The following is a 22,088-nucleotide window of genomic DNA, read 5'->3' on the forward strand; positions in this document are numbered from 1 at the left end:
TCAGGCCAAGATTGAGTGTTCCGCCATTTACGCTCATCTTGGCGATCGATCTTGGATTCGGGGAAACCTGGCAGCATGACTGTAAAGGCATCATCGGCGCGCAAGAACGGAACCACGCGAGTGGGCGCCGAGGCTGCGTCCGAGCCCATTCCGCTGCGCTACGGCGACGACCCGTATGTCTGGGCCTGCTGGCTCTACTACGAAGATCACATGACGCAAGGCGATATCGCCGAGATCATGGGCATTTCGCGCGCGACGGTGAACAGCTATCTGGCCGACGCCCGCGCCCGCGGCATCGTCAACATCTCGCTTGAGCCGTCACGCCTGAGTTCGCTGTCGATCGCGCAGGAACTCAAACGGCACTTCGGCCTGCATGACTGTCTCGTCGTGCCGAGCGACGACAATGCGCGTCCGCTGATCGACCGCCTTGGCGGGGCAGCGGCGCAGGCCCTTGCCAAGCTCTTGAAATCCGGTGACACGCTCGCCGTTGCCTGGGGGCGGACGATCCTGGCGATCGCGGAGCAGGCATCGGTGCCCGGTCTTCAGGACGTTACGGTCGTCCAGGCCACCGGCGGAACAGCCGCCAGCTTCGCCTATACGCCAGAGCTCTGCGCCTCCGCCATCGCCGGCGCGGTCAAGGCGAAGCTGATCAACATCACGGCGCCGGCGGTCGTTTCCACGGCCGAGGTTCGCGATATGCTGTTGCGCGAGCCGTTGATCCAGAGCCAGTTCGGTGCGCTTGCCAAAGCCAACAAGGCGCTGTTCGGCATCTCGTCGCTGCGCCCGAATTCGACGATCCACACCAGCGGCTTCTTTGAATCGGTTTCGCTGCAGCAATATCTCGCCAAGGATGCCGTGGGCGTCGTCGCCGGCCGCTTCATCGACGGGCAAGGCAATCCGGTTGCCGGGCCGCTGGACGACCGGACGATCGGCATCTCGCTCGACATGCTGAAGGCCATCAGCTTGCGGATCGCGGTCGCCGGCGGTTTCGACAAGGTGCCCGCCATCCTGGCGACACTGCGCGGCGGCTACGTCAACGTGCTCATCACCGACGCCGCCACCGGGCGCGGCATCCTCAATGCCGACGGCGTGACGGAACTCGACCAGAAGCTCTCGCAACGCCCAAGGGTCGACAACACCGTGGCCCTGCCCAGCAACTACCGCACCCATATCAAGAAGTTCCTCAACGATCCCAATGATGTCGTCGAGGAAATGCTCGACGGCGTGGTGAAGGCCAACGCCGCCTATGTCATGCCGATCAAGGGGTCGCATCGCGCCCTCGTCGCCCGCACCGGACCGAGGCCTGGCAAGGTGGGACTTGTGGTCGGCGGCGGCACCGGGCACGAGCCCTGCTTTCTCGGCTATGTCGGCAAGGGCCTTGCCGACGCCGTTGCCGTCGGCAACATCTTTTCGTCACCGCCTCCGGGCACGATCTTCCAGTGCGCCGATGCCGCATCGGGCGGGCAAGGCGTGCTCTTCGTCTACGGCAACTATGCCGGCGACGTGATGAATTTCGAGATGGCGGCCGAGATCGCGGCGGAACACTACATCGAGGTCCGCACGGTGGTGACGACGGACGATATCGCCTCGTCTCCACTCGAGGACAAAGAGGGCCGGCGCGGCGTTGCCGGCAACTTCTTCATGTTCAAGATCGCCGGGGCCGCCTGCGACCGCGGATTGTCGCTCGACGCCTGCGAGGCCGTGACCCGCAAGGCCAATGCGCGAACCTTCACGATGGGCGTCGCGCTGGAGCCTTGCTCGATGCCACAGACGCGCCGCCACAATTTCGAGATCGGCCCCGACGACATCGAGATCGGCATGGGCATCCACGGCGAGCCTGGCGTCATCCGCGAAAGGATGATGAGCGCCGACGCGATCACCGACCGGATCATGGACCGCATCTTTTCGGAAATGAAGCCGGCGGCGGGAGACCGTGTCGCGGTGCTGGTCAATTCATTTGGCGCAACGCCGATGATGGAACTGTACATTCTCTTCAGGCGTGTCGAGCAGCGGCTGAGCGCCAAGGACATCACTATAGAAGCGAACTGGGTGGGACATTACTGCACCTCGCTCGACATGGTCGGCGCGTCGATAACGGTCATGCACCTCGACTCCGACCTTACAGAACTGTTGCATCACCCTTGCGACACGGCCGTCCTGCGGGTTGGTTGAAGATATCCTGCTTGAACTGGGAGGAACACGATGTCGGACAATGCCGCGCGACGCCTGAGCAGGATGTTCTATCGCATATCGATTGCGATCGAGGCGGCAAAGGACCACCTCTCGGACCTGGACGGCGCCATCGGCGACGCCGACCACGGCATCACCATGTCGCTCGGCTTCATGGCGGTGAATGCGGAACTGGCCAAGCTCAACCTCGACGACACGCTGCCGTCGGAGGTCTTCACGGCCGCCGCGTCGGCCTTTCTCGATGCCGTCGGCGCTTCCACGGGCCCGCTCTATGCCACCGCCTTCCGGCGAGCGGCACAAGCGCTCAAACAGGATGCATGCCTTTCAGCCGCCGATCAGGCGATGATCGTCGAGGCCATGACCACCGGCATCAAGGAGCGCGGCAAGGGGCAGCGCGGCGACAAGACGATGCTGGATGCCTGGATCCCCGCCACGGAAGCGGCCGTCAACGCACGCGCCCGTTCTGCCGGATGCCCGGAGATGTGGAACAGCATCCTGGAGGCCGCCGAAGCCGGCGCGAACTCGACACGGTCGATGGTTGCGGCCCGCGGCAGGGCGGCCAGGCTCGGCGAGCGGTCCCTGGGGCACATGGACCCGGGTGCCGCCTCGGCCGTCATCATCCTGCGCGCGATGAAGGACACTTTTAGCGAAGGCGAACCGGCGAGATAGTCTTCGGCGTGGCCAAGAAGGTTGAACGGTGGATTTCGCCGTCCGATGGCGACAGCTATAGTTTACGCCGCGAAACCAGTGCGGAAACCGCAAGCAGGAATACCGACGCCACGATCAGGACAGTCGCGGCGGCCGCAATGGTCGGTGTCATCGTGTCGCGCGCAACCGTGAACATCTCCCTTGGCAAGGTGCGCTGCCCCGGCCCGGCCAGGAAAACCGTCACGACCACTTCATCGAGCGAAGTCGCAAAGGCAAACAGCGCGCCGGAGGCGATGCCGGGGCCGATCGCCGGAAGCGTCACGCGCCTGAACGCCAGCAGCGGCGTGGCGCCCATGCTGGCCGCGGCCCATAGAAGGCGGCGGTCGAAACTGGTCAGCGCGGCAGAAACGGTCACCACCACGAACGGCGTTGCGAGTGCGGTGTGCGCCAGCACGAGGCCCGGATAGGTGGCGGTCAGCCCGGTCATCGAAAACACGAAATACATGCCGACGCCGACAATGACGACGGGCGCGATCATCGGCACCAGATACGCCGTTTCACAAGCTGGCTACCAAAGCCTGTAGGCCCGCAAGCCGACTTGCGCCCCGCGACTGCGACGCGGCTGGAACCGCCACGGCGATCGGATTTTTCGACTGGTACGTCCACAGGTGGGCAGGACCGGACTTTTGCAAGACCTGACATGGGCGCCAGACGGCTGCAGCGGCGCCAGCCAGCCGCGGTCGCGCGGCAACGTCGTGACCGGTCCGATCACGACGCCAGGTTCAGATGACAGCCTTTTCGAGGAACGGCCGGTTCTCAAGGATGCGCTCGTAGCCGACCTCAGAGAGGTCTAGCGTTCGAAAGCCGCCATGGACGATGAGTTCCGCCACGCCGCGACCGGCCGCCGGCCCCTGCTGCAGACCGTGTCCGGAGAAGCCGTTGGCGAAGATGAAGTTCTTGACCTCGGGATGGGGGCCGACGACAAGATTGTGATCGAGCGTGTTGAAATCATAGTGCCCGGCCCACTGGTTCACGGCCTTGATCGTCTCGAAGGCGGGTGAACGCGCCGCAAGCGCCGGCCAGATGATCTCCTCGAACTCGTCGTAGCGCGGCTCGAAATCATCCCAGTCGGAACACGGGTCTTCCACCGGCGGACACCCGGTTAGAAAGAAGCGGCCTTCCGGCCGACAGAAGACGCCGGATGGGTCGATCATCAGCGGCAGCCGGCCCTGGTTTACGGCAGCCGACCCCTCGGGAGACTGTGCACAGTCGAACACGAACAAGGTGCGCTTGCGCGGCTCCACCGGAACATCGAGCCCTGCCATGCGGGCGGTGAGCGCCGCCCGGGGACCGGAGGCATTGACCAGCACGCCGGCCGAAATCACCGCGCCGGATTTCAAGGTGGCATCGGTGATCTTGCCGCCCTGGCGGCCGATGGCCACCACTTCGTCGGTGACGTAGTCGACGCCCAGCGACCGCGCCTTGTTCTTGAAGCCGTACATCAGGCCGGTGTTGTTGAACCAGCCTTCGCCGGACTGGCCATAGGAGGCAAGCACGATGTCGTCGGCATTCAGATGCGGAAAGGCGGCGGCCACTTCATCGCGTTGCCAAAGCACTACGTCCGCGCCACAGGCCCGCTGCACGGCATGGTGTTCGCGCAGCGTCTGTGCCTGGTCCTCGGTGTTGGCGAGGAACAGGTAGCCGCCCTCGTGAAAGGCGAGATCGGGCCTGTCGGATCCCACCTGCATGGTGTCGGCAAAATTGCGGATGAATTCGGTGCCGAACTGGCTGATGCGGACATTGATCGGGTTGGAGAACTGGTTGCGGATCGACGACGACGACAGCGAGGTCGACGCCTTCGCATAGGTCGGATCCATCTCGACCACCAGGACCGACCCCGAGAAGTCCGGATTGGCAGCCAGGAAATAGGCGACGGCGGAGCCGATCACGGCCCCGCCGACAATGACGACATCGTAACTCTGCTTCACGATTTCGGCTCGTCGTCCGGATGTCCGAGTTCGCAGAACCAGCCGCCCAGATATTTGACCGATGGCGCCTTCGGATCCGGAACCGGCGTCCTTGCCTCGACCGCCGCGCGGAACGGTTCCGCGCTGTCCTGCGGATTAAATCCGAGATGGTTCGCGCCGCTGTTGTCGACCATTTTCAGTTTGTTGTCGGAAATGCCGAACGAGATCGTGTGGCCGACACGTGGCGCGGTCAGCGACGCCTCGACGAGGCGGACGCAATCGGCGAAGGAAAGGTACGACCAGAGCATGCGCCGGTCGGCCGGCTCGGGGAATGACGAGAAGATGCGCAGGCACACCGTCTCGATGCCGAATTTGTCCCAATAGAGCCTGCTCAGGCTTTCGACGAAATTCTTCGACACGCCATACAGGCTGTCGGGGCGCACTGGCGCGTCGACCGAGATGTGGGCTTCGACCTCGTGGTAGCCGATGGCGTGCACCGAGGAGGCGTAGATGACGCGCTTGACGCCATGTTTCCGTGCGCCTTCATAGATGTGGTAGGAGCCGCGGATGCTGGAATCCAGGATCGTCTGCCAGGCGCATTCGAGCGGCGCCCCGCCGAAATGAACGATCGCGTCGCAGTCCTTGGTGGCCGCGATCGTCGCCTCCATGTCGGCGAGATCGAACACCGCTTCCTCCTCGTGCGGAGCAAGATCACCGAACGGTTCGCGGCCCGCCAGGCGGATCGTCTTTGCCAGCGGCACCAGCCCCTTTCGCAGTTCCGAGCCAAGGCGGCCGGCCGCGCCGGTGATCAGGATGCGTTCGTACTGGGGCATGGTCTACTCCACTTGCGCGACGGCGGCATTGATCCGCGCGATCGCTTCGGCAAGCACCTCCTCGCTGGTGGCGGTGGAGATGCGGAAATAGGGTGAAAGTCCGTAAGCGGCACCGGGCACAGAGGCCACGCGGCCCTCATTCAGGAGATAGCTCGCAACGGCGGTGTCGTCTTCGAGCACGACGCCCTTGGGCGTCTTGCGGCCGATCAGGCTAGCGCAGCCGATATAGGCATAGAAGGCGCCTTCCGGCGGCGGCAGCGTCAGGCCGTTGATACGCCTGATGCCATCGACGACCAGGTTCCTGCGCGCTTCGAAGGCTTGACGGAACCGGGCCACCTCATCTTGCGGGCCGTTCAGCGCGGCGACCGTCGCCGCCTGGGCGATCGAGCACACCGAGGTGACCGACTGGCTCTGGATGGTCGACATCGCCTTGACCAGCGGTGTCGGCCCGGCGGCGTAGCCGACACGCCAGCCGGTCATCGCATAGGCCTTGGCGACGCCGTTGACGATCAGGCTTCGGTCCTTCAACTCCGGACAAGCCTTGCCGAACGACACGAATTCACGACCATCGAAGATGATGTGCTCATAGATCTCGTCGGACAGCACCAGCACTTGGCTGTGTCTGGCCAGGACGCTGCCGAGGGCCTTCAACTCCGCCTCGGAATAGACCGCTCCCGACGGGTTGCCCGGCATGTTCAGGAACAGCCATTTGGTCCTGGGCGTGATCGCCCGCTCGAGCAGTTCGGGCGTGAGCTTGAGCCCGGTCGCCTCGGGGCATTCGACGACGACCGGCGAGCCGCCCAAGAGCTTGACCATCTCGGGATAGGACACGAAATAGGGCGCCGGCAGGATCACCTCGTCACCGCTTTCCAGCGTCGCCATCAAGGCGTTGAAGATGATCTGCTTGGCGCCGTTGGCCACGACGATGTCGTCGTCGGTGTAGTCCAGCCCGTTTTCGCGCCTGAATTTTGCCGCTACGGCCTCGCGCACTTCCGGCGTTCCGGCCGCTGCAGTGTAGAGGGTCTGGCCAGCCTTGGCGGCCGCATAAGCCGCTTCGGTGATGTGGGCAGGCGTCGGAAAATCCGGTTCGCCGAGGCCAAGATCGATGACATCGACGCCTTTGGCCCTCAGCGCCTTGGCGGCCTGGGACGCCGCCATCGAAGCCGACGGCTTGACCACGGACAGACGCGAGGAAATGTAGCTCATTTGCCGTCCTCCGTAACATATCCCCTGGATTGGTCCTGCGCCCTCGCCTCGGCGCTGCGCTTGGCCGGATCGCCATAGCCGCCGCCGCCCGGCAACTCCAGGATCAGCCGGCGTCCCGCCGGCACATGCTGCCATCCCTTCGGCCGCATCAGCGTGCCGTCATCCAGCTTGACCACGCCGGCCTGGCCGTCCTTGCCGCCGTTGCGGCCCTTTGCCGGATGCTTGACGCGGTCGAACATGGCCGAGAAATCGAACTCGTGTCCGTCAAGCGCACTGATTTCCAGAACCTGGCCGAGACCGCCGCGAAACTCGCCATCGCCGCCCGAGCCAGGACGGAGCTCCTTGCGCCAGATGACGATCGGGCCGGTATGCTCCGTCGCCTCGATCGGCATGGTGTGAACGCCTGAGGGGAAGGCTGTTGCCGACAGGCCGTCCAGTTCGGGACGAGCGCCCATGCCGCCGGAATTGAACATCAGCACCTCGGCCCGACGGCCGGCGCCGCCAGCGACCGGCCGGGCCGAGATATGGATGTTCCACAGCGCGGCGGCACCTTCCGCCAGGATCTTGCCGGGCAGTGCCTGGGCCATCGCGCCAAGCACGAGATCGGGAACCATGTGACCGATGACATGCCTCAGCGACACCGGCGCCGGCCGGGCCGCGTTCAGGATGTTGGTGGGCGAGGAAACGGTGAAGAACGCCAGCGAGGCGGCATTGTTGGGAATGTCGGGCGCCACCACGCATTTCAGCGCGTAGCAGGCATAGGCCTTGGTGTAGATGATGGGCACGTTGATGCCCCAGCGGCTCATCGGCGCGCTGCCGGAGAAGTCGACATTGAGATGGTCGTCATGCACCGAAACGGCTGCCGCCAGCCTGACCGGATCGTCGTAACCGTCCGTGACCAGTTCGTTGGACCATGTCCCTTTCGGCAGAGCCTTGATCCGTTCCAGCATGGCGTTATGCGTACGCGAGAAGATGAACGCGCCGAGACCATCGAGCGATGTCAGGCCGATCTCGGTCATCATGCCGACGAGCCGCCGATGGCCGACCTCGTTGCAGGCGGCAAGCGAATAGAAATCGCCGACAACCTGGTTCGGTTCGCGGACGTTGCAGCGCAGGATCTTCACCAGATCGCGGTTGACCACGCCCTTCTCGGCGAACTTCATGATCGGGATCTGGATGCCTTCCTCGTAGACCGACTTGCCGTCGGCGCCAAAACCTCGCCCGCCGACATCGACGACATGGGCGGTGCAGGCGAAGAAGGCGACGAGTTCGCCGTTCAGGAACGACGGCGAGACCATCGTGATATCGTGAAGATGGCCGGTCCCCTGCCAGGGATCGTTGGTGACATAAGTGTCGCCCTCGTACATCTCCTCGCGCGGAATCTCGTTCATGAACTGAAGCACGGCTTCGGCCATGGTGTTCACATGTCCCGGCGTGCCGGTCACCGCTTGCGCCAGCATTTCGCCGCGCGGATTGAACACGCCGGCGGACAGGTCGCCGGACTCGCGTACGGACGTCGAAAAGGCCGTGCGCAGCAGGGTCAGCGCCTGCTCCTCGACGACGGAGATCAGCCGGTTCCACATGACCTGCATGCGGATTTCGCCAATGTCGCTCATGCCGCGCTCTCCTTGCGGATCATCAGGATGGCGCCGTCGCTCTGCATGACGGCGTCGAACGGTGTGGTGACGACCGTCGAGGTCTCGCGCTCCACGATCACGGCCGGCCCCTTCACGCGGTCGCCCGCCGAGAGGCTGGTGCGTTCGACAATCGCCGTTGTCTGCATCGTCCCGGTTCCCGGATCGAAGACTTCCCGCGTCACCGCGACCGGCACATTGCGCGTGCCGGTGGTGATCTTGTGCTTTGCGGAAGCCGGCCGCTCGTCGCTCGCTTTGACAGACCAGGTGACGACCTCGATCTCGAGCCCGTCGAGCCCGTCGATAGCACGGCCGAAAAAGCGCTCGTAATTCTTGCGGAAGGCATCCGCCAGGGCGGCGGCGGCGTCCTCGCCGAAAGGCTTGTCGGGCAGAGCGACAGGGATTTCCCAGCCCTGGCCCGCATAGCGCATGAAGGCAGTGATCTCGCGCACGATCTTGCCGCTGGTACCGGCACGCACGAAGCTCTCTGCCGAAGCCTTGAGGTCGTCAAGCAGCGCGTTTACCTCGTCCACCTTGAATTGCGAAAGCCGCATCAGTTTGGACGCCAGCGCCTCGTAGCCGAAGGGCGCCTTGAGGAAGCCGATCGCCGAGCCGACGCCGGCACCCTGCGGCACCAGGCATTGGTCGAGACCGAGCTTTTCGCAGAGCCGCGCCGCGTGCAGCGGTGCTGCGCCACCGAAGGCGATCATGACATTGTCGGAGATGTTCTTGCCGTTCTCGACCGCGTGGACGCGGGCGGCATTGGCCATGTTCTCGTCGACCACCTCGCTGATGCCGAAGGCGGCCGACAGCGGGTTGAGCGACAGGCGCGCGCCGACATCGCGCGTGATCGCGCCTTGCGAGGCCGCAGCATCGAGCTTGATGGCGCCGCCGGCGAAATTGTCGGGGTCGAGCTTGCCCAGCACCAGATCGGCGTCGGTGATCGCAGGCCGCGCGCCGCCGCGCCCGTAGCAGGCTGGCCCCGGTTCAGAACCGGCACTTTCCGGGCCGGTCTGGATGCGTCCCATCGCATCGACCCAGGCGATAGAGCCGCCGCCGGCGCCGATCTCGATCATCTCGATCACCGGGATCGAGATCGGCATGCCGGAACCCTTGCAGAACCGGTAGGTGCGCGCGACCTCGAAGGTCCTGGCCGTCTGCGGCGCGTAATCCTCGATCAGGCAGATCTTCGCGGTCGTTCCGCCCATGTCGTAGGAGACGACGGTGTCGAGATCGAAACGCCGGGCGATGTCGGCGGCGAAGATGGCACCGCCGGCCGGTCCGGATTCGACCAGCCGCACCGGAAATTCGGACGCCGTTTCGACCGAGATCAATCCGCCGCCCGAATGGATCATGAAGACGGGACAATCCGCGCCCATGTCCTTCAGCCGCGTCTGCAGCCGGGCGAGGTAGCTCGCCATCTGCGGACGGACATAGGCGTTGGCGCAGACCGTGTTGAAGCGCTCGAACTCCCGCATCTGCGGCGAGACTTCGGCACTGACGGAAATCGGAATGTCCAGCTTCCGCGCCAGGATCTGCCTGGCCCGCTGTTCATGCGCCGGGTTCATGTAGGAATGGATGAAACCGATCGCGACCGCGCCGAAACCGCCTGCGGCGATCTGGTCGGCGATCTCTTCCAGGGCGGCTTCGTCCAACGGCTGCAATTCCTGGCCTTCGGCGCCGATACGGCCCTTGACCGTAAAGCGATGCTCGCGCGGGATCAGCGGCGTCGGCAGTTTCAGGTTGAGGTCGTACTGCTCGAAGCGGTTCTCGGTCCGCATCTCGATCACATCGCGGAAACCCTCGGTCGTCACCAGAGCCGTCTTGGCGCCGCGCCGCTCTATGAGCGCGTTGGTCGCCAATGTCGTGCCGTGGATGACGATACCGATGTCCGCGGCCGAGATCTTTGCATCGCGCACGACGATGGCGATGCCATCGAGGATCGCCTGCTCAGGCGCCGAATAGGTGGTGAGCACCTTGGTCGAAAAGATCGTTCCGCGCACGTCGAGCGCGATGTCCGTGAAGGTCCCGCCGATGTCGGCGCCGAGACGGATGTCGTCTGTCCTGGTGGTCATGCCTTGGCCTTCTGCGAAGCGAGTGCCGCCTCGCGCATCTGGGAAAGGGTCTGGCGCGGGGTCAGCGCCTCGGGGGAAATAACGAGTTCCAGAACCGCGCCTGTCGGCGATGCCAGCGCCCGCCCGAATGCGTCAGCGAAATCCGCGGTGGATTCGACGCGTTCGGCATGGAAACGGTAGGATCTGGCAAGGCCGACGAAATCCGGGTTCTCGATATTCGTTCCCGACACGCGCGCCGGATAGTGCCGCTCCTGATGCGCGCGGATCGTGCCGTAGATGCCATTGTTCAGGATGAGCACGATGGGCTGCGCGCCGGCCTGCATGGCCGTGCCGAGCTCCTGGCAATTCATCTGGAAATCGCCGTCGCCGGCAAAGCAGACGACCGTGCGGCCGGGAAAGGCCACCTTCGCGGCAATCGCTGCCGGCAGGCCGTAGCCCATCGCGCCGGACTGCGGGGCGAGCAGCCGCGCCTTGTGGCCGAACTTGAAGAACTTGTTCGGCCACACCGTGAAATTGCCGGCGCCGTTGGTCAGGATCACATCGTCGGGCAGGTTGTCGCGCAGCCATGCGCTGACCTCGACCATGTCGACCGGACCAGGCTGGGCCGGCGCCTTGAACGCGCCTTCGTAGCTTGCCCTGGCCTTGGCACGCCATTCGGCCCACTCGCCCTCAATCGGGGTCAACGCCTTGGCAAATGCATTGGGGCCGGCATGGATGCCGACGGAAGGAATGTAGACCTTGCCGATCTCGCGATCCGACCCGTGAACATGGATCAGTTTCTGGCTTGGCACGGGTACCGACAGCAAGGTGTAGCCATCCGTCGTCATCTCTCCGAAGCGCACATTGATGGCCAAGATCACGTCGGCTTCGCGGATCAGCGCCTTGACGTGCGGCACCATGCCCACGCCGGCCTCGCCGACGAAAACCGGCGAGCCATTGTCGAATTGATCCTGGAACCGGAAGGCCGCTACCACCGGAATATCGGAAGCCTCAGTGAAGGTCTGCAGCGCGGCGCGTCCCTCGGCGGTCCAGTTGGCGCCACCCATCAGGATGACCGGCCGGCGCGCCGCGGCAAGCATTGCATGGGTTGTTGCAACCGCCTCCGGGGCGGCAGCAGGTTCGAACATGGCAGCCGGTCCGCTGAGCGGAGCGGCGTCCGTCATGGTGGTCAGCATGTCCTCCGGCAGCGCCACGACGACCGGGCCAGGTCGCCCTGTCAGCGCCGTCGTCCATGCCCGCGCCACGATCTCGGGAAGGCGCGAAACCTCGTCGATCTCGACCGCCCATTTCGCCAGCGTGCCGAACACCGCGCGATAGTCGACCTCCTGGAACGCCTCGCGGCCCTTCATGTCCGTGCCCACCTGGCCGACGAACAGCAGCATCGGCGAACTGTCCTGCATGGCGGTATGCACGCCGATGCCGGCATTGGTGGCGCCGGGACCGCGTGTCACGAAGCAGATACCCGGAGAGCCGGTCAGCTTGCCATAGGCCGAAGCCATGAACGCCGCGCCGCCTTCATTGCGGCAGAGCACGTAGTCCAATCTGCCTTCGGTGTCGTGCAAAGCGTCAAGAACAGCCAGGTAGCTTTCTCCGGGCACGCCGAAGCTCTTGGTCGCGCCCAGCGCCATCAGGCACTCGACAAGAAGCTGGCCTCCATTGCGCATCATGCATCAACTTTCTCAATGGCCGGCGGAAGGGCGTGACAGCCGCCTAACGAGTTTGGATCGCCCCTGCCCGGCAGGTCAAACCGGCAACGGTGAATGGAGGAATTTTAGAAAAGGACATCCTGCCGTTTTTAACCTGCACGTAGGCGAGATGAGGCGAAATCAAGAAATCTCATCTATTGGAAAGTTTTTCTTTCCATGACGGAAGAGATCAGAACCCCGGGATTCATCAGGCCTGACGGATCCAGGGCATCTTTCACGACCGCCATCAAGTTTCGCTCCACCGGACTTCTGTTGGTGTCGGCCAGCACGATCTTCGAGCGGCCGAGACCATGCTCGGCGGCAAAGCTGCCGCCCATTTCCGTGGCCAGCGCGGCCAGCGCCTGGCCGAGCTCCAACGCCTTGTCGGCAAAGTCGCTGTGTCCTTCGGGAGGGGTCAGGTTGTAGTGGATATTGCCGTCGCCAAGATGGCCGAAGGGATTGATGCGCACGCCCGGTACGATCTTGCTGCACATCGCCTCCCCCGTCTCGATGAATTCGGCGATCTTGCCAGGCGGCACAGAAATGTCGTGCTTGAGTTGCTGCCCCTCCAGCCGCTGGCCTTCCGGTTGCTCCTCGCGCAGATGCCAGAAGTGCGCCCTTTGGGCATCCGACATTGCAAGCGCACCATCGATCACCAGCTCCTGCTCCATGCCCCACTCCAGCGCCGCAGTCAGGATCTCATCCAGCGGAACCCTGGCCGAGCTCGACGCGAGTTCGGCCAGAAGGTGGACCCCGCCCCTGGATTCCAGCGGAAAGGAAAGGTCCGCCAAATGCTTCAGGACCAGCTCGAGGCCGAAATCGGAGAAGAACTCAAGGCCGGAAAGGAACTCGCCGGCTTCGCCCCTCAAATATGTTCCGAAGGAGACCGCCGCGCCGCAATCGGCGAAGGTAAGCAGCGCCGTCGTCCGCTGCTTGGGCGCCGGATAAAGCTTCAGCACTGCGCGCGTCACAATGCCCAGCGTGCCTTCCGAGCCGCAGAACAGCTTGCGCAGTTGGTAGCCGGCATTGTCCTTCTGCACGGAGCGCAGCCCGTTCCACACTGTGCCGTCGGCGAGGACGACTTCGAGGCCGAGGACAAGGTCCTGCATCATGCCGTAGCGCAAGGCGTGGCTGCCGCCGGCATTGGTGCCGATCAAACCGCCGATCCTGGCGCTGCCCTCGGCACCGAGATGCATGGGAAAGACCAGACCATGCGACACCAGGGCCTCATGCAGCACGGCTAGAACCACGCCGGCTTCAACAACGACCGAACCGCTCGCGAGGTCCGGCTTCTCCATTGCCGTCATGCGGGAGAGCGACAGGATCACGGCGCCGGCTTCGTGCGCGACGGCACCACCGCACAGGCCGGTGTTGCCGCCCTGCGGCACCACGGCCACGTCGGCCTCACGGCAGATTTCGACGACCCGCACCACCTCCTGCGTGCTCGCTGGGCGAGCGACGCCCAGCGGAACCGCTCCGTAGCGCCGCAGCCAGTCCCATCGATAGGGCTCGACATCGCCGCCCGAAAGCCAGCCTTTCGCACCAAGAACATTCGACAAGGCAGAGACGGGATCGATCATGGGACAATCTGTATGAATGCGGGAGGCTCACATGCGCCGCATCGCATCCATGCGGCATGGAGCCTGATCAATGCCCCAGAACCTGGGACAGGAACAGTTGCGTTCGTTCGCTTTTGGCCGATGTGAAGAAGATTTCCGGCGGCGCCTCTTCGACAATCTCGCCCGCGTCCATGAAGATCACCCGGTCAGCAACCCGCCGCGCAAAGCCCATTTCGTGGGTGACGCAGATCATCGTCATGCCTTCGGAGGCCAGCGTGACCATCACATCCAGCACTTCCGAAATCATTTCCGGATCCAATGCAGAGGTCGGCTCGTCGAAAAGCATGATCTGCGGCTGCATGCACAGCGAACGCGCGATAGCGACTCGCTGTTGCTGACCGCCTGAAAGCTGGCCGGGATATTTTGCGGCTTGTTCGGGGATGCGGACCTTTTCCAGATAGCGCCGCGCCATCACTTCAGCTTCAGCGCGGGGCATCTTGCGCACCAGCATCGGCGCGAGCAGGCAGTTCTCGAGTACCGTCAAATGCGGAAACAGGTTGAAGTGCTGGAACACCATGCCGACTTCGCGCCGTATCCCGTCGATGTTTCCGACATCATCGTTCAGTTCGGTGCCAAGCACCTCGATGCTGCCGGCATTGTGTTCCTCCAGCCGGTTGATGCAGCGGATCATCGTGGACTTGCCGGAGCCGGAGGGACCGCACACGACGATCTTCTCTCCGCGAGCGACGGTCAGGTTGATGTCACGCAGCGCCTGGAAGGTGCCGTAATATTTGCTCATGCCTTCGACCCGGACGGCTATTTCCTGCGTGCTGTAGGCGGTTGGAACGGTCATCATGAAATCCCTTATCGCTCGCCGACCGACATGCGCCGTTCAAGGAAGGCGCCGTAGCGGGACAGGCTGAAGACGAAAACGAAGTAGATGAGGGCGATGAAGGCGTAGACCTCGACATAAGCGAACCTCCATTCGCCGGTTCCGTAGGCGGCATTGCCGGAGGCCAGTATCTCGAAGAAACCGACGATGACCACCAGGGACGTCTCCTTGAACGAGATCACGAACTGGTTGATCGTTGCCGGCAACGCGTTACGCATTGCCTGCGGCAGGAGGATGCGGCTGATGCGGTGCCAATAGCCGAGGCCGAGCGCCATCGCGGCCTCCTCCTGTCCTCTCGGAACGCCCTGCATACCACCCCTCACGATCTCGGCCTGATAGGCGGAGAAGAACAGCGCCGAGCCGAGAATGACCCGGTAGAGCTTGTCGCCCTGCAGCCACTGCGGCAGCACGAAAGGCAGGACGATCGCGAAGGTGAACAGGATCGAGATCAGCGGAAGCGACCGCACGCCATCGATGATGAGGCCCGTCGTGCGCGATATCCAGGGCAGTTCGGAGCGGCGCAGCAGGGCCAGGCAGATCGCCAGCGGAAAGCCGATCAGGCAGGTCGTCACGAAGATGAAGAGCGTCAGCGCAAGCCCGCCCCACATTTCCTCGCCGACGAAGCTCAGACCGAGCAGACCGCCTTTCATCAGCACATAGAAGACGGCCGCTCCGACCCCCCAAACGAGCGCGATGCGACGTCCTGTCCAGAAGGCCGGAATGCAGCTCAGCACCGTCATGGCCACGACCGTGACGCAGGCAAGCGCCGAGCGCCATTGTTCCTCATAGGGGTACAGTCCGAAAAAGATGATGCGCCACCGGGCGGCGATCACCGACCAGCAGGCCCCCGATGCCGCATGGCAGGCGTCCGCCCCTCCGCTGGCATCGAACACCGCGGAGAAGACAGCCCAGTTCAGCAGCTTCCAGACCAGAAAGACAATCACCGAGAGGGAGAGCAGTGAAATCACGGCCTGAAGAGGCGTCGCGAAGAAGCGTCTCTTCAGATCCTCAAGTTTTCCTGAGGCAGGCGGAGCGACAACGACCATTTCCATCTCTCATCCCCTCAGTTGATTGCCCTTGAGGGCGATCGCTTTGTTGATGCGGTTGAACAGAGCCGCCAGGCTCAAATTGATGATCAGGAAGCCGGCCATCAAAATGCCGATCGCTTCGAGGGTCTGGCCGGAATGGTTGATTGTCAGCGCCGTGATCATGAAGAAGTCGGTGAAGCCGACCGCTATACCCATCGTGGTTGCCTTCATCAGCCAGACATACTGGTTGGCCAGGATCGGCAGCATGGCGCGCAGCGCGAGCGGCAGCCGGACAAGCGTGAAAACCTGCCAGGGTGTGAGCCCCAGCGAACTGGCGGCCTCCACCTGGCCTTTGCCGACGGCCTTGAAGCCACCGCGCACGATCTCGCCGATATAGGAGCCGCCATAGATAGCGATGGCCACGACGAGTGCGGCAAACTCGGGCGGGATGCGCAGGCCACCTCGCAGGTTCAAGCCTTGCAGTGATGGCAGATCAAGTAAAGGGCTGTCGGGCAGGCGACCGGCAAACAGGAAGAGCGCCGCGCAGGCGAGCGCGGCCGCAACGGCCGCAAGCTGCACCGAGAACCGTTGATCCAGTGGACGGCTGAGCAGGGATGTCCGGCCCAGCCAGATCGGCAGGACGATTGCCGCGACCACGCCCAACGAAGCCGCCAGCAGTGCCAGCCCGCCGACGTTCGGCGCCGGCACGTAGAGCCCGCGGCTGCTGAGGAGGAAACCCCAGGCCTCATGCGCGTTGCGTGGCGTCGGCAGGTGCGTGATCAGCGCGTACCAGAAAAACACCTGCAGAATCAGAGGGATGTTTCGAAAGACATCCACGTAGGTGCGGCCGAGCAGCTTCGCCAGATCATTCGCGGACGTCTGTGCAAGACCTACGATCATTCCGACCAGCGTCGCCAGCGCGAGACCGAAGCTGCCAAGAAACAGCGTGTTGAGGATGCCAATCAGGAAATACCACCAATAGGGATCATTGGCCGATGCCGGCAGAAGCGAGAAGCCCAGATCCCAACCAGTCGACTTGAACAGGAAGTCGAAGCCGGAGGTGATGCCCTGGGCGGCGAGATTCTGCCGCGCGATCAGGGTGCCGGCGAGAACCAGCGCGCCGAGCGCGCCGACATAGAGCGCCTGCAGCAATGCATTGCGAACCTTCTGATTTCTCAGCAGCTTAAACATCGACCGACCTTTCCTGGGAGGGAGGGCCGGCTCCGCGTTGGCGGAGCCGGCTATGCGTCAGTCGACCACCAGCGGGAACAGAACGCCGCCATTGTTCCACAGATTGGTCAGGTCACGATCCATCTTGTAGGGCGAGTCCTTGCCCAGATCGCGATCGAAGATCTCCGAGTAGTTTCCGACCTTCTTGATGACGTTGTAGGCCCAATCGTCGGGCAGGCCGAGACCCTTGCCCATGCCCGGTGCGGCGCCCAGGAACTTGGCGACCGCCGGCGACGTCGGCTTGGCCTTGATCTCGTCGACATTCTTGGAGGTGATGCCTTCCTGCTCCGCGAACAGCAGGGCGCTGAGCGTCCAGCTGGCGACGTCGACCCAATTGTCGTCGCCCTGCCTCAGGATCATGACCTCCGGCTCGACCGCGATCACGTCAGGCAGGATCACATGGTCTTCGACCTTGCCCTTGGCCACGCGTGCGATGGCCAGCACCGGACCCCATTGCGCATAGAGGTCGCAACGGCCGGAGAAGTAAGCCTGTTCGAGCTCTTCCGTCTTTTCGATGACGACCGGCTCGAGCTTGATTCCGATCTTCTGGCTGTAGGCCGCGACCTGCTGTTCGATGGTCGTGCCTGCCGGGATGCAGATCGTGCCGCCCTGCGCATCCTTGAGCGACTTCAGGTTGAGCTCCTTGTGCGCCATCACCTTGGTCGTGCCGAGGTAGTACGACATCGAGAACTGGAGCCCCAGTTCCGTGTCACGGCTCAGCGTGCCGCCGGAAGCCTTGATGACGATGTCGACGTCGCCCGACTGAAGCGACGGCCAACGCTGTGCCCAGCTGATCGGCACGATCTTCAGTTTCGCCGGATCACCGAAGACGGCCGTGGCCACGGCCCGGCAAAGGTCGATGTCCATGCCCTTCCAGTTGCCCTTGTCGTCAACTTCGGCAAACCCGAGATACGAGCCGTCATGGCCGGTGCAATTGAGCACGCCGCGCGCCTTGATGGTTTCGAGCGTCTTGCCGCCGGCGGCTTGAGCCGGCGCCGAAATCTGGACAAGGCTGAGCGCAAGGGCGGCAGCCGCCCCCCATTTGAGAAACTGCATAGTCATTCTCCGCTGTTGAGGTTGTTGGTTTTTTCTGTTGTTGGGGCTGTCGAGCCCGGGTTGAAAGCCGCCTTCAATCGAGAAGGGGTGTCGGCTTCGGCAGGGCAGAGATCTTCAGATCGCTATCCCAATCTTGTTGCGTCAGCCATCGGTGCAGGGCAGCGACGGCCTTCACGCGCAGGTGCCCTCTGGGCACGACCAGGTAAAAGCCCGGTATTTCCTCCTCTTTCATGTCGACGAGCGCGTCGCGCCCAAGCGGCGCGACGAGCACGCCCGATCGCAAATCTTCTTCGGCGTCCATGACCGACACGAGCCCGATGCCGATGCCCTGCAGCGTCGCGCGCCGCATCGTCGCGGCGTCGTCGAAGCCGATGCTGCGGTCGCCATCCGCCAGCTCGACGCCCAGGTGCCGCAGGATGTCAGGCCAGAAGCGCTTCGACTTCACCGTATCCAGCAGCGTGAAGCGGGTAAGGTCCTTCGCCGATCCGATCTGCCCGCCGATCGCCGGCGTGCAGCAGATGATCTTCGGGTCCGGCACAAGCAGCGTGGTGTCGTAGTCGGACCAGCCGCCATACCCCCACTGCACTGTCATATCGACATCGTCGCGTCCGAAGTCGGGCAGATCGACCATCGTCGTCAGCCGAAGATCGGCGCCCGGCAATATCTCGCGGAACAGGGACAGCCGCGGCAGCAGATAGTGGGTGGCGAAATACGGGCTCGCATTGAGATTGATGCGATCCCGGTAGGTGGATTTGGTGACCCGGCGCACCCCTTCGGCAAACTCGTCGAATCCAGCCTTGACGTAGTGCGACAGCAGGATCGCCGACTCGGTCAACTCGATCGAGCGCCCCTTGCGCTCGAACAGGGTCACCTGCAGCGTATCTTCCAGCAGCTTGATCTGCTGCCCGACAGCCTGAGGCGTCACCAGCAACTCGTCGGCGGCCTGCCGAAAGCTCTTGTGCCGCGCGACCGCGTGAAAAACCCGCAGGGCATTCAGCGGCGGAAGGCGCGGCTTGCCGGTCATCGTTCGTTCAACTCCTTCCGGTTTTCGAACTCCATCATGCACGGCACGTCACGGTCACGGCGGCCAGCGCACTGACCTCAAGCGTAGATGTAACCACCTGAAACAATTATGTTTTCACCAGTCATGTAGGTGTTCTTGGGGCCGCCGGCCATCAGCACCCATTCGGCGATTTCCGTTGGCTGCGCGCCGCGGCCGAGCGGGCTCGCCTTGGCCAGTTCATCTAGGAAGCCGAGAGCGGCCGCGCGCTCGGTCGCCATGCCGGCGGGAGCCACGGAGTTGACGAGGATACCGTCCTTGGCGACGTGATGCGCGAAGGAGCGGGTGAGGCTGACCACCGCAGCCTTCGTTGCCGCATAGTGGGCGTTCTGCGGATGCGCCTTGAAGGCGTCCACCGACGTCAGGTTGACGATGCGCCCGCGAATCTCGGCCTTGGGCTCCTGCGACTGCATATGCCTGACGGCCGCCACCATCATATGGTACGTGCCCTTGATGTTGATGCCGTTGGAGGCGTCCCATTCGGCGTCGCTGATTTCGAGCAGCGGCCGGCGGGGATAGATCGCGGCGGAGTTGATCACCGTGTCGATGCGCCCCAGCTTCGCAGCGACGGCATCGAAGGCGGCGTGGCACTGCGGCCCGACCTGGATGTCGCATTTGGCAAAGGCCGTCGGCAGGCCTTTTGCGCGCGCCGGTTCAAGTGCTGCTTCAGCCGCTTCCGGGTTGATGTCGATGATGCCGACTGCCGAAGCGCAGTCCTCGACCGCCATGCGGGCCAGAAGCGCGCCGAGGCCGGAACCGCCACCGACGATGAGTAGGGAAAGACCCTTCATTCCTATGTCCTTACTTGCTGCCGCTCGGGGTGGTCGGGCGGGTTGGCATGATGTCGAAACGGGTAACGTCGGCCCAGGCGGGCAAACCAAGCAGGGCCACGACCATCCGGGCCACGTCTTCCGGCTGGACGGCGACATTGCCGGCATACATGGCGGCCCGGGCCTTGGCGTCGAGGATGTCCTTGTAGAGCTGCGTCTCGACCCGACCCGGAACGATCTCGGTCACGCGGATACCGTGGCTGGACAGATCGGCCCGCAGTGCCGCGGCAAAGCCCGCGATCGCCGCCTTGGTCGCGGAATAGACGGCTACATTCGGAAAAGCGGCATGGCCGGCCGAGGAGCCGGTGAACAGAATGTGCCCTGCCCCGCGATCGCGCATCTGCGGCACAACAAGCCGGGTGAGCATGATCGCCGAACTGAGGTTGACCTCCAGCGTGGTGTCGATGTCCGATATGTTCATGTCGGCGAAATTGCCCAACGGCGGCATCACACCGGCATTGTTGATCAGCACGTCTATGTGCAGATCGCTCACTACAGCCTCGAGCGCCTCGCGGTCGGTGACATCGACGGCGATCGGGGTGATCCCGGGTCGCGTGGCCCGCAGTTCCTCCAGCGCACTCTTGCTGCGGCCGACGGCGTAGACATCGTAGCCGGCCTCGCTCAGCGCCACCGCCATCGCTCGCCCGATGCCGCTCGTCGCTCCTGTGATGAAGGCTGTCGTCACGTGGGCTTCCCCGTTTTCTGGAGGTCAGTGTGTGGCTTTAGCCGGCACAGTGAAACCAAGAAAACCAGGAAAAAGGAAAGATAAGCTTTCTCATCGACCAATGGCACGACATTGCTGCACTGCGGTCCGCAAATGCTGCATCCCCGCAAAAGTCAGGCATCTTGCAGCTATCGTTCGCCCTTTCCTTTGCAGAATCGCCCGTGACCAACCGTCTTCAGCGAAAAACCTGGCTTTGCCATTGGTCGAGAAACCGCCTGCCGGCACATGGTGGCAAGACAGCTTCCACATGATCAACGCGTCGAGGCAGCCGACCCTTTCAGATCGGAGAAAAGCGAGGCCGCGGCGGCCTTCTGAGCCGCGTCCGTCGTTTCGACGCCGGAGGCCAGCGCAAGCGCACGGACACGCTCGAGACTGTTTTGAAGATGCTTGCGCATGGCGTCCCGCGCGGCGCGGCCATCCTGCTTCTCGATGGCTTCGACGACCTTTCGATGCTCGCTGTGGATGCGCGCATAGTACGCATCCTTGAGTTCGGGAACCACCACGTGACCAAGCTGGAAGCGCGGCACGATGACGGGGCGCAAATATTCCAGGAAGCCGTGGATGAACTCGTTGCGCGCGGATTTGGCGATGGCCAGGTGAAAATCGTAATCATAGTGGACCGGCATCGCGCCGGGATCCTCATTGCGGGCGTCGACTTGCTCCATCAATTTGCGAATGGCGACGGCCTCTGCTTGCGTCCGGCGCTCGGCGCAGAGCCCGGCGGCCTCCACTTCGACGCTCAGCCGCAGTTCCAGCAGAGACACGGTTTCCGGCAAGGTCTTGAGCGCGTCCTGCGGTATCGAGAAATTGCGCGGCGCCGGCGCCTCGCTGACGAACATGCCGCGGCCCTGCTGAGGAATCACCATGCCTTCCGAGCGCAGCCGCGCCACGGCTTCGCGGACAACGGTGCGGCTGACATCATATTCGGCGCAAAGCTCGGCCTCGGTCGGCAATTGCGCGCCGGGTTGCAGCCTGCCTGAGCGTATCTTCTCCGACAGACTTTCGGCCACGACGGTGGAAAGTGGCTTGCGCTTGGTCATCGGTCTCCTTCCACCATGCCCGGATGCCAAATGAAAGGTCCGAATGCCGGGATGATGCCCCAACCGGCAAGGCCTTTCAAATCGCAGCCGTCACGATCAACTCGACCAGCATGCCGGGTTTCGCCATCCGGCCTTCGCCGGACGAGCGGGCCGGCGCATGCTCTTTCGGCATCCAGGCGTCCCAGACTGCGTTGACCTCGTCGAAATCGCGGATGTCGTCCAGCCACATCTGCACATGCAGGATGCGTGTCTTGTCGGTGACGGCCTTGGCCAGCAGCGCGTCGATCTTGCCGAGCACTTCGCGCATCTGGTTTGCCGCGGACTGGCCGGGCATGGCGACCTGCCCGGTCAGATAGAGCGTGCCATTGTGGATGACGCCGTGATGGATGCGCGTGTCGAATTCAAACCGTTGGATAGCGCTCATTGGCTTC

Annotated in this window: 19 protein-coding genes; 2 read left to right on the forward strand and 17 right to left on the reverse strand. The window is 63.5% G+C overall.

The window, feature by feature from the left end:
- Positions 1 to 75 precede the first annotated feature (75 nt).
- Positions 76 to 2,172 carry a bifunctional sugar-binding transcriptional regulator/dihydroxyacetone kinase subunit DhaK gene (locus ACSQ3Z_RS18195; RefSeq protein WP_436172697.1) on the forward strand — a complete coding sequence of 699 codons (2,097 nt, stop codon included), beginning with the start codon at positions 76 to 78 and terminating at the stop codon, positions 2,170 to 2,172.
- A gap of 30 nt (positions 2,173 to 2,202) precedes the next feature.
- Positions 2,203 to 2,859, forward strand: a complete 657-nt coding sequence (gene dhaL / locus ACSQ3Z_RS18200) for a dihydroxyacetone kinase subunit DhaL (RefSeq protein ID WP_436172698.1) — start codon at positions 2,203 to 2,205, stop codon at positions 2,857 to 2,859.
- A 55-nt stretch (positions 2,860 to 2,914) separates the two neighbouring features.
- On the opposite strand, the gene ACSQ3Z_RS18205 is transcribed toward dhaL, so the two are convergent.
- The 17 genes from ACSQ3Z_RS18205 to ACSQ3Z_RS18285 form a co-directional block, all read right to left on the reverse strand.
- Positions 2,915 to 3,376 carry an ABC transporter permease gene (locus ACSQ3Z_RS18205; RefSeq protein ID WP_436173931.1) on the reverse strand — a complete coding sequence of 154 codons (462 nt, stop codon included), beginning with the start codon at positions 3,374 to 3,376 and terminating at the stop codon, positions 2,915 to 2,917.
- 244 nt (positions 3,377 to 3,620) lie between these two features.
- On the reverse strand, positions 3,621 to 4,826 hold the full coding sequence (locus ACSQ3Z_RS18210; protein ID WP_436172699.1) for an NAD(P)/FAD-dependent oxidoreductase: 1,206 nt from the start codon (positions 4,824 to 4,826) through the stop codon (positions 3,621 to 3,623).
- Positions 4,823 to 5,638 carry an NAD-dependent epimerase/dehydratase family protein gene (locus tag ACSQ3Z_RS18215; protein ID WP_436172700.1) on the reverse strand — a complete coding sequence of 272 codons (816 nt, stop codon included), beginning with the start codon at positions 5,636 to 5,638 and terminating at the stop codon, positions 4,823 to 4,825. Before ACSQ3Z_RS18215 ends, ACSQ3Z_RS18210 begins: the two co-directional genes overlap by 4 nt.
- 3 nt (positions 5,639 to 5,641) lie before the next feature.
- Positions 5,642 to 6,844 carry a pyridoxal phosphate-dependent aminotransferase gene (locus ACSQ3Z_RS18220; RefSeq protein WP_436172701.1) on the reverse strand — a complete coding sequence of 401 codons (1,203 nt, stop codon included), beginning with the start codon at positions 6,842 to 6,844 and terminating at the stop codon, positions 5,642 to 5,644.
- Entirely contained in the window at positions 6,841 to 8,460 is a 1,620-nt protein-coding gene (locus ACSQ3Z_RS18225) for a hydantoinase B/oxoprolinase family protein (protein ID WP_436172702.1), read from the reverse strand. The genes ACSQ3Z_RS18220 and ACSQ3Z_RS18225 overlap by 4 nt, the downstream gene beginning before the upstream one ends.
- The gene (locus ACSQ3Z_RS18230; protein ID WP_436172703.1) at positions 8,457 to 10,553 is read right to left on the reverse strand and encodes a hydantoinase/oxoprolinase family protein; all 2,097 of its coding nucleotides are present in this window, start codon (positions 10,551 to 10,553) and stop codon (positions 8,457 to 8,459) included. The genes ACSQ3Z_RS18225 and ACSQ3Z_RS18230 overlap by 4 nt, the downstream gene beginning before the upstream one ends.
- Entirely contained in the window at positions 10,550 to 12,220 is a 1,671-nt protein-coding gene (locus ACSQ3Z_RS18235) for a thiamine pyrophosphate-binding protein (protein WP_436172704.1), read from the reverse strand. The genes ACSQ3Z_RS18230 and ACSQ3Z_RS18235 overlap by 4 nt, the downstream gene beginning before the upstream one ends.
- 173 nt (positions 12,221 to 12,393) lie before the next feature.
- Entirely contained in the window at positions 12,394 to 13,818 is a 1,425-nt protein-coding gene (locus ACSQ3Z_RS18240; protein ID WP_436172705.1) for an FAD-binding oxidoreductase, read from the reverse strand.
- A gap of 67 nt (positions 13,819 to 13,885) precedes the next feature.
- On the reverse strand, positions 13,886 to 14,650 hold the full coding sequence (locus ACSQ3Z_RS18245; protein WP_436173932.1) for an amino acid ABC transporter ATP-binding protein: 765 nt from the start codon (positions 14,648 to 14,650) through the stop codon (positions 13,886 to 13,888).
- Between the two features lie 11 nt (positions 14,651 to 14,661).
- Entirely contained in the window at positions 14,662 to 15,741 is a 1,080-nt protein-coding gene (locus tag ACSQ3Z_RS18250) for an amino acid ABC transporter permease (RefSeq protein ID WP_436172706.1), read from the reverse strand.
- A gap of 3 nt (positions 15,742 to 15,744) precedes the next feature.
- Positions 15,745 to 16,908: an ABC transporter permease subunit gene (locus tag ACSQ3Z_RS18255; protein WP_436172707.1), complete on the reverse strand. Its 1,164-nt coding sequence runs from the start codon at positions 16,906 to 16,908 to the stop codon at positions 15,745 to 15,747.
- Positions 16,909 to 16,965: 57 nt separating this feature from the next.
- Positions 16,966 to 18,003, reverse strand: coding sequence for an amino acid ABC transporter substrate-binding protein (locus ACSQ3Z_RS18260; protein WP_436172708.1), 1,038 nt, complete (start codon positions 18,001 to 18,003; stop codon positions 16,966 to 16,968).
- Positions 18,004 to 18,076: 73 nt separating this feature from the next.
- A complete protein-coding gene (locus tag ACSQ3Z_RS18265; protein ID WP_436172709.1) occupies positions 18,077 to 19,027 on the reverse strand; it encodes a LysR substrate-binding domain-containing protein in 951 nt (316 codons plus the stop codon).
- A gap of 77 nt (positions 19,028 to 19,104) precedes the next feature.
- Positions 19,105 to 19,854, reverse strand: a complete 750-nt coding sequence (locus ACSQ3Z_RS18270; RefSeq protein WP_436172710.1) for an SDR family NAD(P)-dependent oxidoreductase — start codon at positions 19,852 to 19,854, stop codon at positions 19,105 to 19,107.
- 10 nt (positions 19,855 to 19,864) lie between these two features.
- On the reverse strand, positions 19,865 to 20,578 hold the full coding sequence (locus ACSQ3Z_RS18275) for an SDR family oxidoreductase (RefSeq protein ID WP_436172711.1): 714 nt from the start codon (positions 20,576 to 20,578) through the stop codon (positions 19,865 to 19,867).
- Between the two features lie 290 nt (positions 20,579 to 20,868).
- Complete coding sequence (locus ACSQ3Z_RS18280; RefSeq protein ID WP_436172712.1) at positions 20,869 to 21,657, reverse strand: FadR/GntR family transcriptional regulator; 789 nt, start codon at positions 21,655 to 21,657, stop codon at positions 20,869 to 20,871.
- Between the two features lie 76 nt (positions 21,658 to 21,733).
- Positions 21,734 to 22,081, reverse strand: a complete 348-nt coding sequence (locus tag ACSQ3Z_RS18285; protein ID WP_436172713.1) for a RidA family protein — start codon at positions 22,079 to 22,081, stop codon at positions 21,734 to 21,736.
- Between the last annotated feature and the right edge of the window lie 7 nt (positions 22,082 to 22,088).

Source organism: Mesorhizobium sp. LjNodule214, assembly GCF_964252735.1.
In the GTDB taxonomy this organism is placed as follows: domain Bacteria; phylum Pseudomonadota; class Alphaproteobacteria; order Rhizobiales; family Rhizobiaceae; genus Mesorhizobium.